The sequence below is a fragment of the Priestia filamentosa genome (assembly GCF_900177535.1).
GTDB lineage: Bacteria > Bacillota > Bacilli > Bacillales > Bacillaceae_H > Bacillus_I > Bacillus_I filamentosa.
In genome coordinates, this window is the sequence record NZ_FXAJ01000002.1 from 841576 (window position 1) to 856670 (window position 15095).

Consider the following 15095-nt stretch of genomic DNA (forward strand, 5'->3'; position numbering starts at 1 on the left):
CAAATCATTTATGAAAACTCGTAAACTGAGGGCTTACAAAATGGATAGCAAATTATTTTAAATAGAAAATCCAAGAGAACAGATTACCTGCCCTTATTCTGTTAACATGACAGTTCAGCAGAAGGACCTTTTTGTTAAGAGCATAAGAAAAGAACACCGTAATTCCTTTCGCACTTAAAAAATTCAAGTGTGAAAGGAGTCAGCATTCTCTCTTTATAAACAATGTTAAGATTTTCTTTACAAGTAATCCTGTAAACACCCCTGGGATTACAAATAACATCGGTAAAAAAATAGGCCCTAACAGTAACCCGAAAATTTTAATTTTAGTAGAAAACATCAAACCTACAGTAACAAAATACGCAGAAAAAACAAATGGCAAAAATAAAAGGGTCGAATTTTCGCTCTCTTCATCCGCGTCTTTTACAGCATCCCACATCGAAAAAAAATATAAACATGGGTAAAACATAAGCCACTGAAAATCAATTACTTCAATAGAATGATGAATATTTCCAACAAAGCTTGAAATGATTGCCGTGTTAAAGTTGGATTGAATATTGACAAAAAGCTCTAAGAAAATCAACAAAATCCCTTTTACATATTTATAATTTAAAAGTTGTCCAAAACCGGGAAAAGCAATAGACCATAATAATCTTTCAAACATATCCTTGTTCACATTTTTAGCATCCTACCTTCTTTTATCAAATTAATAAATAAAAAAGTTATTTCAACTAAATACTTTAGCTTTGATTTTCTTCTGAGGATTTTGAAAGCCCTTTTCTGTCAGGAGCTGTATACGGTTCCTCAAACCAACCATGTTCAATCATCATATTTACGCCATCATTATTAAATTTTTCAACTAACGAAATTAGCTTTATAAACTCAGCTGCTAAGTCATGTCTTAACATTTGAGAGAGTGCAGCACCAAAGTTTTGTACAGCTATATTTCCTGCTAATGACGCATGGTACCTCATAAGTTTATCTGAAAAAGGTGATGTGCATCCATTAGCTTAGGAGCAGGCAAATCTTGACTCATTAGATGATCAGAAAAGTTCTTTATTTGATTTCCTGATAATTCAGCTCCCTTTTGAAAATATTTTCTAATTTTACTTGAGGAGGCAACCTGACCAAAACCTAACATTAATGATTTACCTAGAACATTGGGATTAATATTGTATTGCAAATGCTTAATTTCATTAGCTGTCAGTGGTCGATCTCTACCTGTAATAACAGAGATAAAGCTTTTTTTCTCTACAAAATCAACTTTTTTAGCATAGGGTATAGTTGGAAAGCTAGGATCCTTCCCCTTTGAGAGCAATAAATGCACTCCTCTTTCATAGGTTTCGGCCGAATCATTCGTACAGTTTCGAAAATATTTTAGAATGTCTTGTCGTGTTGTACATGAGTAAGCATTTCCATAAATCACTACAGAAGCACTTGCCATCTGAACAATGTAAAAAGCCATGAACATATCACTAAAAAGACGAGGAGCGTCTTTTCTAATATCCTGTTCTCCAAATCCAACAGGAATAGGAATATTTTCTGTTTCAAAAATGTCCTGAATTTCCTTCACATGCTTACGGGAGAATTTTAATGCAAAGTTCAACAAAGTCTTTAATTTCATCATCTTGTACGACTTGAAGAAAGTGCTCAAACATACAACTAAATAACGAATCACCCATCTAATTACTAAACAAATCAGCCAATTCAGCTGAAGTTAACTGTTTATTTTGTTGATGTTCTTTTATTTCCTTTTCAGTCAATGAATCTTTATCCATCTTACCCCTCCATTCGTTTATATTTATATTATCTGTAAATAAAGGGAAATTATTTAAAGAAATGAAAGAAGGTAGAAAAAGCGGCTATCAAAATTTATTACAATTAGCATTCATTTTGATAGGGAGAAGCACTCTTTTCATTGGGTATTTGTCACAAAATGAAACGTCTCTCATACTATACGTTAGATTAAATATTCAGCGAAGTGGAGATGAGAGCACGTGTCAACGTCTTATATGGATTATACAAATGCTAATGTTCAATATTTCTCTGATGTAAACAAGAATAGATTAAATACTAGAGATTCTAAAAATTTTATTAATCGATTAGGTCGGGATGTTTTGAATACGCTTGGAAACGTTTCGTTACTTGATATTTATTTAAGTGAAGATCGAGTTGTAGAGCCACATTACCATCAAAATGCGGCTGAACTCGTTTATTGTATTTCAGGCGCTGCTGTTGTTTCTTTAATCAATCCGTTTAACAATAAAGTAATTAACATTTCAATCCGTCCTGGGCAAGTTGCCAATATTCCTCAAGGGTGGTGGCATTGGGAAGTTGCTTCCGAAAACAATACTCACTTGCTAGCTATTTTTGATGCTCCGTATCCAGAGTATATTTTTGGCTCAGATATTCTTACAAAAACTCCGATAGAAGTTCTTGCTCATACGTATTGTTTGGATGCTGAAAAATTAAAAGAAACGTTGGCTCCTTTGAAAAATGAAACGATTGTAATTGGACCGACTAATGAGTGCATCTCAAAGAAATCCAAAAAGAAAAGCAAATATGCCCGCTTCACCTATCCATCTATCTCAAGTTACCAACAGCCGAGGCAAGGACATCATTGGTATCCTTATTACTATCAGTAAAGAACAAACCTTTGTTGCTTCAATTTCGATGTGAAAATCTTTTCCCAATTTAAAACTTTATGGAAGCATTACACTATAAAATCGCATTGCTTCTGACGTTTCGTTTATCTCTAAAATGTTATTTGTAATCAAATGACGCAGTCGATATTCACAATAATCATCACTGTGATACTCGGGGATGTGACCAACAAGCTCACCAATCATTCGTGCCGAGGGAAGGAAATCTCTGTTCTGTTATTCTTTATATAAAGAGAGGCATGTATTAAGAATATAATGATCATAATAGTAATCTACCATACTATGTATGTGATTGTTTTCCCCTATTCTTAATACTTCTGCTGTTTGAGAGCGCATTCTCCATTCCTTCTCAAGCTGACCTCGTTTTTGCGATGAAAGAAAAGTTACCCCCTCTTCACATTTATATATTCCCTCCAATTTTTCATGTCTAATTGTCCTGTCCCATTGATTATGTGCTATATAAGAGGCCTAGCTTCTTTAGACCTCTTATAAGTTTATGGTAGTTCAATCCCTGCCCCCTTTTTTTCTATCATAAGCTTTCATAAGCTTTTTTTCGAAAAGCTAAATAAATGCTGATTCAATCAACTTTATAACTTCTTGTTTTGTTTTGCTCAAATATTCATTTGTCTTAGTTGAGATAAGGGTCCCTATAAGCAAATTTGGTTGAAATTCGTTGACATTAAAAACAATATGGTCTTGTTTTAGAGCCGTTCCTTTAGGAATAATTCCTATTGCATCTTCGAACAACATGTCGGGAATGAGATGAAGGGCACTGCAATTATAGACCCGTTTGAATACTAGATTGTTCTCTGTCAAGAAGGCACGAACAGATTGAGTATAATAACAGCTGTTTTCTCCCATTAGGACAGGGTAATCGACAATATCTGAAATTCTAACATTCTCTCTTTTCAAAATTGGATGTTTAGAAGAGTTAACAATGAACTGAACTTCTTCTTTCCACAGAGGGTTAAATGCTACGTTAGACATGGTTTGATTATATCCACAGACAGCAAAGTCAATTTTATTTTGATTTAATAGCTCTGATAAAAGGGCCGTGTTTCCTACCGTAAAATGACAATGAATATATGGTTTCTCTTTGTTTAAATAGGCTAATATTAACGATACTAGCTTTGTAGAGAGCGATTCTACAATGCCAATTTTTATTGTTCCTTTTTCTTCATTACTAATCCGCTGTGCTTGAGAAATAGAATAGTCCCAATGGGCTAACAAGCTTTCTACCTCTTCTGCAAATAAAATTCCTTCATTTGTTAACCGTGCATCCCATCCTCGTTCAAATAATAAAAAACCAAGTTCATTCTCCAATTTTTTGATATGGGTTGTTACAGTAGATTGGGCATAGTTCAATTTTTGAGCGGCACGTGAAAATGTTCCTTCTTCTACAATCTTTTTAAACGTATGTAACTCTTTTATTTCCATTTGCTCTCCTCTTTATCGCTTTTTTTGATAATTATTTAGTATATTTTCAATTATACAAATAGAAAAGAGAGCAGTAAAATAAATTCATACCGAAAGGAAGTGTTCAGATGCCATTTGTTCATGTTTATTATCCAAAGTCACAGTGGGAAGAAAAAGAACTGAGGGAAGTGAGTGAGGAAATCCACAAATCTTTAATGATCTATTTTAACATTCCAACAGAAGATTATTTTCAGCTCTTTTCTTCTTATGTATTAGGACAATTTTATTATCATTCTAATTATCTTTTAGAACATAAGGCAAAGAGAACAGATAGAATGATACTTGTTTCAATTACTTGTGCTCCAGGTAGAACTGCCGAGCAGAAAACAGGCTTATACCAAGCTATTGCTGATGCTTTTAAAGAATATTTAAATATTCCTATTGAAAATATTTTTATCACACTAAATGAAACTCATCGTGAAAATTGGTCGTTTGGTCAAGGAAAAGCACAGATGATTTCGATTAAGGAGGAAAAGAACAATGAATCATCCTATTGAATCTAAAACGTCAAAAGAGATGAAAGAACTAGCCCCTATTTTTGTAGCTTACGGAGAAAAAATATTATTTGAAGAGGTGTGGCAAAATTCTATCTTAACATCAAAAGAAAGAAGCTTAGTGACACTTGCCGCTCTCATTAGCATGGGTAATACAGAACAGCTGCCATTTCATCTTCAATTAGCTGAAAAACATGGGATAAGTGAAAAAGAAATTGTTGCTTTAGTTACACATATGGCCTTTTATTCAGGATGGCCTAAGGCAGCTGGTGCTTTAAATGTTCTATTAAATAAAAAAAACCTCTAGAGTCATAACTCTAGAGGTTTTCATTTTCGCCTTATTCTTCTATTCCAAATTACTATGTTGTTGAAATGCGTCGCTATGGCTAACTTGATTCAACTGTCCATATTCTAAACAAATCGTATCAAACACAACATGTGCACATTGATCAAAAAGTGAGCCTAATGGTTGAATGGATGGTGCTTCATTTTCATTACGGTATTTAGTTGCCGCCGGAATATGAACAACCTCTGTTGCATGTTCACTTAAAGGTGAAGCAAAATTTGTTGTAACCGCAATAACAGAGCAGCCTAATTGTTTTGATTTTTGTGCGACAGTGACAACTTGCTGTGTTTTACCTGAACCGGACACGGCTATTAATAAATCATTTTTAGTAATAGACGGTGTGATTGTCTCGCCTACGACAAAAACGGTTGCTCCTAAGTGCATAAGTCTCATTGCAAACGACTTTGCCATAAGCCCTGAACGTCCCTCACCAATGACGAAAATACGCTTTGCTCTATGAAGGGAACAAGCAATATCATCAAGGTGTTGTTGGTCGATTTTATTGATAACTTTTTCTATCTCTTTTAGAACATTGTTTAATTTTCTCATTTCACTACCCCTTTATCTTCTATTGTATTTTTAAATGCTTCCGCTGCTTTTTCAATATCTTTTGCTTTTGTAATAGAGGCTCCGATAATAACAACATCTGGCGTTAATGAGGAGAGAGATGACATTGTTTCTAGATTCACGCCCCCTGCAACAGCGACTTTGGCCCCTTCAAAAAAAGGCGCTCGTAAGTTTGTATAAGAGCGAGATGACTTCCCTCCTATTTCTTGTTCATCTTTACTTAAATGATGACAAAAAACGGCTTTGTTATAGATTGCTAGTTTTTGCTGCGTTTCCTGTGTTGTATTCAACAAATCAATCATCATCATTTTGTCCCATTTTTGTGTAACGTCATAGCACGTATGGAGTGTTGCTTGAGGTGAAACACCCATTACGGTCGCAATGTCTGCTCCTGCTTGGTAACATATTTCAAATTCATATTTTGCATTATCAATTGTTTTAATATCAGCGACAACGGACTTGTGTGGAAAAGCGTTTTTGATTTCATAAATACTTTCCATTCCAAATTCTTTAATAAGAGAAGTTCCTACTTCAATCCAATCAATGGATGCTTCTGCCTTTTTAGCAATGTTTATTGCTTCTTGAATTGTTAAGCGATCTAAAGCTAGCTGTATTTTCATATTAAACTCCCCTTAGCTCCTGTTTAATAAACCGGTTTAGTAATAGTATAAAACAAATGTAAGCGCTTCTCAATCATTAAAATAAAAAAGTGAGCCTTTATAACTCACTTTTTTATTTTAAGAGGCTTTGGACCCGTTGTTTCGCGAATTATTAGCATGCATTGATACTCATTTTGTTCAATTGGTGTTGCCTCTTTTTGAATTTGACGAATGAGTAAACTTGCTGCTTTTTCTCCCATTTCAAAGGCTGGATGTGAAACAGTTGTAACAGAAGGCGTAGATACTTCTGCATGCGGAATATTATCATACACAATTAATGATAAATCGTTTGGAATTGATAACTTCTTACGTTTAATATATTTTTGCACTTCAATGAAAACTAAGTCATTTCCAGCAAGCAAAGCTGTTGGAGGTTCAGAATAAGAAAAAAGCTCGTCTAACTTCTCTTGCATGCGCGTTTTTTCACAGTTAATAATAAATTTTTCATCTACAGCAACATCTCGTTCTCGTAAAGCTTGTTTATACCCTTCTACACGTTCGATCCGCGGAGAAATTGTAAGAGGCTCTGTTATAATCGCTATTTTCTCATGACCAAGATCTAATAAATGGGAAATAGCTTCGTGCGTTGCTTCACGGTTATTAACAAAAATAGATGGAACTTTCCCTGTGAGCTCCTCTACTTTTCGGTCCATTACAACAATGGGGTATTCTTCCTTTACCATTTGTTCATAAAGCTTAGTATTTTCTCCTGTTGGAAACAAAACAAGTCCATCCACTTGTTTAGCTTTTAACATTTCAATATATTTCTTCTCTTTTTCCGGGTTATCGTCTGCATTGCAAATGATGGCGTGAATATCATACTTATGGCAGTAGTCTTCAATCGCACGAATTACTTCAGTTGAAAGGTGATGCATAATATTTGCAATAATAATGCCAATCATTGATGTGCGTTTTTGCTTTAGACTTCGCGCTAGATAGTTTGGCTGATAGCCTAATGTCTCAATTGCTTGTTGAATTCTTTTTTTCGTCTCTTCTCCCATATATTGATATCTTTTATTAATATATTGAGATACTGTACTTTTGGATACATTTGCTGCTTTTGCAACGTCAAGCATCGTTACTTTCTGCATATCATCCGTCCTTTTTCTATTTCTATGTTATGGGTGAAGCTGTTTATTAATAGTTTAAACAAAACGAACAGAAAAAGAAAAGCTTTCAGCACCGGAAATTCACGAGGCTTTCCAACTTTTCTTTCGCATTAAAAGAACAATCAGAGGGATGCCTCTCTGATTGATGATTTACGCCATTTTTTCAACGTGTTTTACAGCTTCTTTCTTTCCTGGCTTTTTTGTTGCAACAATCGTAAGGATGGCTGCAATGAATAAGGAACCAGCCATAAATACATAAGAAGCACCGAATCCACCTGTTAATCCGTTCAAATATCCAACAATATATGACCCAAGGAAAGAACCGAGTGCTCCCATACTATTAATCAATGCCATTGCTCCTCCTGCTACATTTCGAGGTAGAATTTCAGGAATAATTGCAAAGAACGGACCGTATGGTGCATACATTGTTCCACCTGCAATAACTAGCAATGTAAACGAAAGCCAAAAATTACTTGTACCAATAAGGTATGATCCAGCAAAAGCAAGTGCTCCAACTAATAGGAATGGCCATACAAAAGCACTTCTATTTAGAAACTTATCAGAAAGATATGAAACCGCTAACATTAATACAACGGCTAAAACGTATGGAACAGAGGAAAGCCAGCCTGTTTTTACTATATCCATGTTTGGCGCTGCTTTAATAATAGATGGTAACCACATTACAAATCCGTATACTCCAATGCTCCATAGTGCATATTGAATACTTAATAAAATAACAGTTCGATTTTTAAAAGCTTCCTTATAGCCTTTAACAGGTTTGATTCCTCTCTGTTCTTTTTCTAACTCTTCTTGTAGATCTCTCTTTTCTTCAGATGATAACCATTTTGCATCTTTTGGTTCATCACTTACTAGCTTCCACCATAGAAATGCCCAAATAACAGCAGGAAATCCTTCTAAAATAAACATCCATCTCCAACCAAATGATTCCAATAGATAACCAGATACAATTGACATCCACAAAACAGTAGCTGGATTACCTAAAATCAGAAACGTGTTTGCACGGGAACGTTCAGCTTTTGTAAACCAGTGGCTTAAGAAAACAAGCATCGCTGGCATAACAGCGCTTTCAACAACCCCTAAGGCAAAACGAATAACAAATAAGAAGCCAACATGACTAACTAAACCTGTCGCAGTCGCAAGTCCTCCCCATAAAATAAGTGACCAGAAAATGAGTTTTTTCGCACTTTTCTTTTCAGCATAGTGTGCGCCGGGAATTTGGAAGAAGAAATAGCCTAAGAAAAACAAGGAACCGAGCAAAGACGAAATAGCTGGTGTAATATGCAAATCTTTTGCTAATCCAGCAGCGGCTCCAAATCCATAATTCGCTCTGTCTAAGTATGCTAAACTGTACGTAATAAATACTACCGGAATTAATCGTAGCCATCTTTGTTTTGCAATCTGTTTTTTCATCTTTACTTCACTCCTTGTGTATGCGATTGTAAATAAGATTGTAGCTCTTTCTCTGTTGGGTATCCATCGTTATCTCCTTTTGTACCAACAGCAAGGGCTCCAATTGCATTTCCTCTTCGGATGGAGTCCCAAATTGATTTTCCTTTTACTAACCCGCTAAGCAAGCCGCATGCAAAGCCATCTCCTGCTCCAACGGTATCAACAATGTGTGGAACTTCAAACCCTGCAACAGTTCCTTCTTCGTAAGAAGTTTTAAAATAGGCCCCTTGTTCACCTAGTTTAATCACAACAACCTCAACCCCGCTATCTAAATAATACGACGCAATGTCTTCGGGCTGTTTGTAACCTGTAAGTAGCTCTCCTTCATGAATACCAGGTAAAACATAGTTTGCTTGTTTAGCTGTTTCATTTGTCACTTTAATCATTTCCTCCTGAGATGACCAAAGCGATGGGCGTAAGTTTGGATCAAAAGAAACCGTTTTTTGTGCTTTTTTCATAAAGTTTAAAGCATATTGAGCAAATTCACGTGTTTCGTGAGAAAGTGCAAGCGGAATTCCTGTCATATGCAAATGAGCTGCTGAGTTAAAATACATATGATGAAAATCACCTATATTTAAATGACTCGCAGCCGAGTTCTTTCGGAAATAAAAAACATCTGGATCTCCTTCTGTTACTTTTGATTTCATTTGGAAGCCTGTTGAATGATGTTCATCATACAATACTCCATCAATATTAACATTCTCTTCTTGAAGTCTATTCATAATAAATGTTCCAAACGGATCACGTCCGACCTTGCTTACCCACGCTGACTGGACGCCTAAGCGAGCTAACCCAATTGCAACATTTGTTTCTGCCCCTGCTAACTCTTTTGTAAATCCATTAATCTCATGTAATAGTCCTTGTTCATTTGCCATAAACATGGCCATTGCTTCTCCGAACGTAATCACATCTAACTTTTTCATACGAATTCCTCACTTTCGGTTACTGAGTTAATATGTTTTGCTAGTGAATCAATGTGGTGAATGGACTCAATAGGAAATTCCAGAGCTTTTACTGTTGCTTGTGGAAACGCTAACAAAATATCTTTCCACTTTTCGTACAAATCATCTAAAATTGACACAGTGACTAACTTACCGTTTAATGAATAAACATGTTTTAAATGAATGTACTGAACATAAGAGCCTAGTTTTTTTATAGCTTCTAAGAAGGATTGATTGGTATATAGCCAGTTGCCGCTATCAAACGTCATAGCTACGTTCACACTAGATTTAGAAGCCTCTTCAAAGAATTTTTGCAATCGCTTAATATTACCTCCATAAGAAGTTTGATCATTTTCAACAAACAGTTGAAGAGTCCGATAATCACTTAAAAAGTGCTGTAACTCCTCTAAGCTTGATTTCCCTTCTTGATAAAAACCTAGCGAAACTTTAATCCACTGTGCGTGAAGCTCTTCCCCTTCTTCAAAAATCACTCTTAGTTCGTGTTGATTTAAGGAACCATCTTCTAACCATAATTGGATTGGTGCAGAGTACACAATAAATAAGGAAGTTTCTTCAAGCCTTTTTTTAGTCTTAGTCCTATCATTCTCTTTGTCTCTAAATAATTCTCGTCTAATTTCAACCCCGTACACGCCCTTTTCATGTAACGGTTTAATAAATGAATGTTGACCGTTTTCTTCAAGCTCATTTTGTGGAAATGCGTTTAAAGGAATAATTAATTTTTCCATAGACATGCTCCTTACATTATACAACCCTCTTTAGAAAACCGGTTTAGTAAAACGGTTTAGTTAGATTATAAAACTATTGTAAGCGCTTTTCAATAGTTTTTTATGAAAAGTCTGATATTGATAAATTTGCCTATTTTCTATCCTCCTTTTTAAACTAACCGCACTCTTTTATTTCAAACAAGAGACTTATAAAATGATAGATACCAAAAAGAGCGCGAAATCCTTCAAAAAAAGGTTTTCGCACTCTTCTATTTTAATGAGTAGTTATAAAGAAATAGCACCTGTCAGTAAAGCAACAATAATCATAACTGTACACGTTCCTAAAGCCCACTTTATTATAAATTTTTGATGATCTCCAAAATCAACCTTTGCCATGCCGACTAATAGATGAGTAGAAGCAATTAAAGGACTCATGGCGTGTATTGGTTGTCCGAGGATAGAAGCTCGCGCAATTTCAACTGAATCTATCCCGTAAGCTTCTGCGGTTTGCGCAATAATCGGGACTACGCCAAAATAATATGGATCATTTGCCATTACGTAAGTGAGCGGAAGACTCGTAATGGCTGTAATAAGCGCAAAATAACCTCCTAACTCTTCTGGAATAATGGCAATTAAACTGTTGGCCATCTCATCTACCATATGTGTTCCTGAAAGAATTCCAGTGAACACACCAGAAGCAAAGATTAAAGCAACAACGATTACAACGCTGTCTGCATGAGCACCGAGTACTTTTTTCTGAATGTCTAGATTAGGATAATTAATTAATAAAGCTAAAGAAAAAGCGATTACAAACAACACTGGTAAAGGAAGTATCCCTAAAACTAATGCTACAATTAGCGCAATCGTTAATAGTGCATTGAACCATGTAAGATGAGGTCGTCTTAAATTCGACTCTAGAGCTGCAGCTTGTTGATGCTGAGATAAATCTCTAGATAAATCTATATTCATGACGCCTAATCGTTTTCGTTCTTTTTTTCCAAGAATATAGGCGGTGAATAATACCCATACAATACCTCCTAGCATAACCGGAACAAGAGGAAGAAACACATCGTTTACATCAAGCTTTAATGCACTTGCAGCTCTAGCCGTTGGCCCTCCCCATGGAAGCATATTCATGACGCCAAACGACATCATGGATACACAGGTTAGAATAAGGGGATTCATTCCTAAACGCTGATATAGTGGTAACAATGCAGAAACTGTAATGATGTAGGTTGTGGTGCCGTCACCGTCTAAGGCAACAAGACCGGCAAGAATTGCCGTTCCAAACACAACTTTTAAAGGATCTCCTTTAACAATAGATAAAATCTTAGAAATGAGTGGATCAAACAAACCGGCTTCAATCATAATCCCAAAATACAGAACGGCAAACATGAGCATAATCCCAGTAGGGGCAACACTGCTTAACCCTTCTAAAATCATTGGTCCTAACTCTTTGGCAAACCCACCAATAAGCGCAAAAACTAATGGAACCACAATTAATGCAAGTAAAGCTGACATTTTCCTTGTTACAATTAAAAAGATGAAGCAGGCCATCATTGTAAATCCCAATAAAGAAATCATCATATCCCCCCTATTTGAATACGCTTACAAAATGAATTAATATAAATCTCAAAAGTCTTTTTTATAACAATAGTGGGAATAAGAATCCAAGACACACCTTTATTCTTGAATTCTTATTTCACTCTTCGTCTTTTTAGGTAAAATGCTACTCTAATAATTATCTCTTAAACTATTATTGAATCATCTTTTAGTGAGATGTCTGGGCTGATTTCCCCTTTTGATTTATCATTTGACGTAAGACGGTTTGCATAATCCCACCGTTATGATAATAATCAATGTCTACTGCATTATCCAAACGTACGATCACATTAAATTCAAAAGAAGTATAATCTTGACGAATAGCTTTAACTTTTATTTTTTGCTTTGGTTTAATCTTGTTGCATAGCCCTATTGTTTCAAACGTCTCATCACCGACAATCCCAAGTGTTGACGCATCCTCTCCTTCTATAAACTGAAGAGGAAGCACTCCCATTCCGACTAAGTTGCTGCGATGAATTCTTTCAAAGCTTTGTGCTATTACAGCTTTCACCCCTAGTAGATACGTTCCTTTTGCTGCCCAGTCACGAGAGCTTCCTGTCCCATATTCTTTACCAGCAATAACAACCAGTGGCGTTTTATCTTCTCTGTACGTCATAGCCGCATCGTAAATAGACATAATTTGCCCTGTTGGTAAATACTTAGTTATCCCTCCTTCATAACCTGGAACCATTCTATTGCGAATTCGAATGTTGGCAAAAGCACCTCGAATCATAACTTCATGATTTCCTCGTCGCGAAGGATAAGAGTTAAAATCTTTTGGACTGACTCCTTGCTGTTGGAGATACATTCCTGCCGGGCTATCAGACTTTATGGCTCCTGATGGAGAAAGATGGTCAGTTGTGATAGAATCACCAAGTAAAGCAAGAGAACGGGCCCCTTTAATATCTTCAATATTTCTAAGTTTTTCAGGTACATCTCTTAAAAATGGTGGTTCTTGAATATAGGTAGAAGATGAATCCCATTCGTATAGATCTCCTTCTGAAATATGGATTGCATTCCAGCTTTCATTCGCTGTATATACATTTTGGTAGCGTTCACGAAAAAGCTCAGGACGAACTGCATTTCCCATCCATTCTTGAACTTCTTCAGAAGATGGCCAAATATCTTTTAAGTAAACAGGCTTTTTGTTTTGATCATAGCCAATTGGATCACTAGTCATATTAATATCCACTGTTCCTGCTAGAGCATAAGCAACAACAAGTGGAGGAGACGCTAAGTAATTAGCCTGAATTTGAGGATGTACACGACCTTCAAAATTTCGATTTCCTGATAAAACTCCCCCCACAGCTAAATTGTGATCACTAATAGCCCTACTTACCTCATCAGAAAGCGGACCTGAGTTTCCAATACAGGTTGCACACCCGTATCCTGCAACATGAAACCCTAATTCCTCCAAATATCTTAACAATCCAGACTCTCTTAAATAATCCGTCACAACACGTGAACCAGGTGTTAACGAGCTTTTTACATAAGGAGCTTTACGAAGACCTTTTTCGACTGCTTTTTTGGCAACTAATCCTGCTGTGATAAGAACGTTCGGATTTGATGTATTTGTACAGCTTGTAATCGCCGCAAGAACAACAGAACCATTTTTTATAATGGACTCTTCTCCATTCTCATGCTTTACGACCACTTCTTTTGCTAAATCGCTCTCACTAAGATCATATCCGCCCTTTTCAACCTTTTCACGCATTACATTATGATATTGTTTTTTCATCCTAGTTAATTCAACTCGATCTTGCGGACGTTTAGGACCAGCAAGACATGAAACAACAGTAGATAGATCAAGCTCAACTACATCTGAATAAATGGCTTCAGGACTGTTTTCATCTAAAAACATTCCTTGAGCTTTGTAATACGATTCCACAAGAGCTATTTGTTCTTCACTACGCCCAATGAGTTTTAAATAGTTTAGTGTTTCTTGATCTACAGGAAAGAAACCCATTGTTGCCCCATACTCAGGTGCCATATTGGCTATTGTTGCTCGATCTGCAGTGCTCATCTTCCCTACACCAGGACCGAAAAATTCAATAAACTTACCAACAACACCCTTTTTCCGCAGCAAATTTGTTACTGTTAATGCTAAGTCTGTTGCTGTTGCTCCTTCAGGAAGAGACCCTGTTAGTTTGAACCCAACAACTTCAGGAATAACAAAATATAAAGGTTGCCCTAGCATTGCTGCTTCTGCTTCAATTCCCCCTACTCCCCAAGCTACTACTCCTAGTCCATTAACCATTGTTGTATGGGAATCTGTTCCAACAAGAGAATCAGGATAAATTTCAATATCGCCGTCCCTTTCTTTTGTAACTGCAACTGATGATAAATATTCCATATTAATTTGATGCATAATGCCTGTTGCAGGTGGAACGACTAGAAGATTGTTAAAAGCGTTTTGAGCCCATTTAAAAAAGCGAAACCGTTCCTTGTTACGTTCAAAATTAATCCTTTCATTTAATTCCATTGCATCAGGTCTTCCGAAGTAGTCCACTGTTACAGAATGGTCGACTACAAGATCAACAGGAATTAATGGATTGACTTTTGAAACATCTTCTCCAAGCCGTTTTACCGTCTCTCTCATTGCAGCTAAATCAACAATGGCAGGAAGACCTGTTGTGTCATGCAGAAGAATACGTGAAGGTTTAAAAGGCACTTCTTGGTTGGAATCACGTTCAACAGCCCAATTGGCTAATCTTTCCACATGCTCTTTCGTAATATTAACTCCATCGTATTCCCTTATGACAGATTCGAGCAGTACTTTTATTGAATAAGGCAACCGAGAGATGTTTCCTATCCCCTTTTCCTCTAATGAATTTATTTTGTAATAGCTATAAACTTTTTCACCTACTTTAAGAGTGGCTTGTGTCTTAAAAATGTCTCTTTTCTCATCCATACTTTTCAACCCCTTAGGTCTTTCTCTATTTTCCATAGGTTTATTGTATTGTAAATAATGAAGTCATAAAAATATCAATATTTCATAGTTATGTATGCAACTTTTTCATGACAAAGGTTTGTCCTTCTTCTTTTT

At 36.1% G+C, this 15095-nt stretch carries 15 protein-coding genes and 1 pseudogene; 3 read left to right on the plus strand and 13 right to left on the minus strand.

Annotated elements, in window-relative coordinates:
- Window positions 1-199: 199 nt before the first annotated feature.
- From B9N79_RS11330 to B9N79_RS11335, 3 genes are all read right to left on the minus strand, one after another.
- Window positions 200-673 (minus strand): hypothetical protein, encoded by a 474-nt coding sequence (locus B9N79_RS11330; protein WP_193399790.1) that lies wholly within the window; start codon window positions 671-673, stop codon window positions 200-202.
- Window positions 674-737: 64 nt separating this feature from the next.
- Window positions 738-971 carry a DUF3231 family protein gene (locus tag B9N79_RS26740; RefSeq protein WP_272541536.1) on the minus strand — a complete coding sequence of 78 codons (234 nt, stop codon included), beginning with the start codon at window positions 969-971 and terminating at the stop codon, window positions 738-740.
- Complete coding sequence (locus B9N79_RS11335) at window positions 968-1624, minus strand: DUF3231 family protein (protein WP_272541537.1); 657 nt, start codon at window positions 1622-1624, stop codon at window positions 968-970. The genes B9N79_RS26740 and B9N79_RS11335 overlap by 4 nt, the downstream gene beginning before the upstream one ends.
- A gap of 370 nt (window positions 1625-1994) precedes the next feature.
- On the opposite strand from B9N79_RS11335, the gene B9N79_RS11340 reads away from it, so the two are divergent.
- Window positions 1995-2642: a cupin domain-containing protein gene (locus B9N79_RS11340; RefSeq protein ID WP_046217387.1), complete on the plus strand. Its 648-nt coding sequence runs from the start codon at window positions 1995-1997 to the stop codon at window positions 2640-2642.
- Window positions 2643-2699: 57 nt separating this feature from the next.
- Here B9N79_RS11340 and B9N79_RS26955 read toward each other — a convergent pair.
- Together B9N79_RS26955 and B9N79_RS11355 are read right to left on the minus strand one after the other, a co-directional pair.
- Window positions 2700-3077, minus strand: a pseudogene (locus B9N79_RS26955) (DUF3658 domain-containing protein).
- Window positions 3078-3221: 144 nt separating this feature from the next.
- The gene (locus B9N79_RS11355; protein WP_046217388.1) at window positions 3222-4097 is read right to left on the minus strand and encodes a LysR family transcriptional regulator; all 876 of its coding nucleotides are present in this window, start codon (window positions 4095-4097) and stop codon (window positions 3222-3224) included.
- Between the two features lie 107 nt (window positions 4098-4204).
- Here B9N79_RS11355 and B9N79_RS11360 point away from each other — a divergent pair, with 107 nt between their 5' ends.
- Together B9N79_RS11360 and B9N79_RS11365 are read left to right on the plus strand one after the other, a co-directional pair.
- A complete protein-coding gene (locus tag B9N79_RS11360; protein WP_046217389.1) occupies window positions 4205-4633 on the plus strand; it encodes a tautomerase family protein in 429 nt (142 codons plus the stop codon).
- A complete protein-coding gene (locus B9N79_RS11365; RefSeq protein ID WP_046217390.1) occupies window positions 4617-4937 on the plus strand; it encodes a carboxymuconolactone decarboxylase family protein in 321 nt (106 codons plus the stop codon). Before B9N79_RS11360 ends, B9N79_RS11365 begins: the two co-directional genes overlap by 17 nt.
- 39 nt (window positions 4938-4976) lie before the next feature.
- Here B9N79_RS11365 and hxlB read toward each other — a convergent pair whose 3' ends face one another.
- The 8 genes from hxlB to acnA form a co-directional block, all read right to left on the minus strand.
- Window positions 4977-5525: a 6-phospho-3-hexuloisomerase gene (gene hxlB / locus B9N79_RS11370; protein ID WP_046217391.1), complete on the minus strand. Its 549-nt coding sequence runs from the start codon at window positions 5523-5525 to the stop codon at window positions 4977-4979.
- Complete coding sequence (gene hxlA / locus B9N79_RS11375) at window positions 5522-6163, minus strand: 3-hexulose-6-phosphate synthase (protein WP_046217392.1); 642 nt, start codon at window positions 6161-6163, stop codon at window positions 5522-5524. Before hxlA ends, hxlB begins: the two co-directional genes overlap by 4 nt.
- Window positions 6164-6267: 104 nt before the next feature.
- Window positions 6268-7293 (minus strand): LacI family DNA-binding transcriptional regulator, encoded by a 1026-nt coding sequence (locus tag B9N79_RS11380; protein WP_048896803.1) that lies wholly within the window; start codon window positions 7291-7293, stop codon window positions 6268-6270.
- A gap of 168 nt (window positions 7294-7461) precedes the next feature.
- Window positions 7462-8742, minus strand: a complete 1281-nt coding sequence (locus tag B9N79_RS11385) for an MFS transporter (RefSeq protein WP_046217394.1) — start codon at window positions 8740-8742, stop codon at window positions 7462-7464.
- 2 nt (window positions 8743-8744) lie between these two features.
- A complete protein-coding gene (locus tag B9N79_RS11390; protein ID WP_085118408.1) occupies window positions 8745-9704 on the minus strand; it encodes a sugar kinase in 960 nt (319 codons plus the stop codon).
- A complete protein-coding gene (locus tag B9N79_RS11395; protein ID WP_053102082.1) occupies window positions 9701-10468 on the minus strand; it encodes a sugar phosphate isomerase/epimerase family protein in 768 nt (255 codons plus the stop codon). Before B9N79_RS11395 ends, B9N79_RS11390 begins: the two co-directional genes overlap by 4 nt.
- A gap of 264 nt (window positions 10469-10732) precedes the next feature.
- The gene (locus B9N79_RS11400) at window positions 10733-12031 is read right to left on the minus strand and encodes a CitMHS family transporter (protein ID WP_019394163.1); all 1299 of its coding nucleotides are present in this window, start codon (window positions 12029-12031) and stop codon (window positions 10733-10735) included.
- A gap of 187 nt (window positions 12032-12218) precedes the next feature.
- Window positions 12219-14960, minus strand: a complete 2742-nt coding sequence (gene acnA, locus B9N79_RS11405) for an aconitate hydratase AcnA (RefSeq protein WP_048896804.1) — start codon at window positions 14958-14960, stop codon at window positions 12219-12221.
- Between the last annotated feature and the right edge of the window lie 135 nt (window positions 14961-15095).

Bases quoted from the DNA above. Each gene is read 5' to 3' on its own strand.
- hxlA (WP_046217392.1), bottom strand. From the start codon at position 6,163: ATGAAAATACAGCTAGCTTTAGATCGCTTAACAATTCAAGAAGCAATA.
- B9N79_RS11395 (WP_053102082.1), bottom strand. From the start codon at position 10,468: ATGGAAAAATTAATTATTCCTTTAAACGCATTTCCACAAAATGAGCTT.
- B9N79_RS11355 (WP_046217388.1), bottom strand. From the start codon at position 4,097: ATGGAAATAAAAGAGTTACATACGTTTAAAAAGATTGTAGAAGAAGGA.
- B9N79_RS11365 (WP_046217390.1), top strand. From the start codon at position 4,617: ATGAATCATCCTATTGAATCTAAAACGTCAAAAGAGATGAAAGAACTA.
- acnA (WP_048896804.1), bottom strand. From the start codon at position 14,960: ATGGATGAGAAAAGAGACATTTTTAAGACACAAGCCACTCTTAAAGTA.
- B9N79_RS11360 (WP_046217389.1), top strand. From the start codon at position 4,205: ATGCCATTTGTTCATGTTTATTATCCAAAGTCACAGTGGGAAGAAAAA.
- B9N79_RS11380 (WP_048896803.1), bottom strand. From the start codon at position 7,293: ATGCAGAAAGTAACGATGCTTGACGTTGCAAAAGCAGCAAATGTATCC.
- B9N79_RS11390 (WP_085118408.1), bottom strand. From the start codon at position 9,704: ATGAAAAAGTTAGATGTGATTACGTTCGGAGAAGCAATGGCCATGTTT.
- B9N79_RS11400 (WP_019394163.1), bottom strand. From the start codon at position 12,031: ATGATTTCTTTATTGGGATTTACAATGATGGCCTGCTTCATCTTTTTA.
- B9N79_RS11385 (WP_046217394.1), bottom strand. From the start codon at position 8,742: ATGAAAAAACAGATTGCAAAACAAAGATGGCTACGATTAATTCCGGTA.
- B9N79_RS11335 (WP_272541537.1), bottom strand. From the start codon at position 1,624: ATGATGAAATTAAAGACTTTGTTGAACTTTGCATTAAAATTCTCCCGT.
- B9N79_RS26740 (WP_272541536.1), bottom strand. From the start codon at position 971: ATGAGGTACCATGCGTCATTAGCAGGAAATATAGCTGTACAAAACTTT.
- hxlB (WP_046217391.1), bottom strand. From the start codon at position 5,525: ATGAGAAAATTAAACAATGTTCTAAAAGAGATAGAAAAAGTTATCAAT.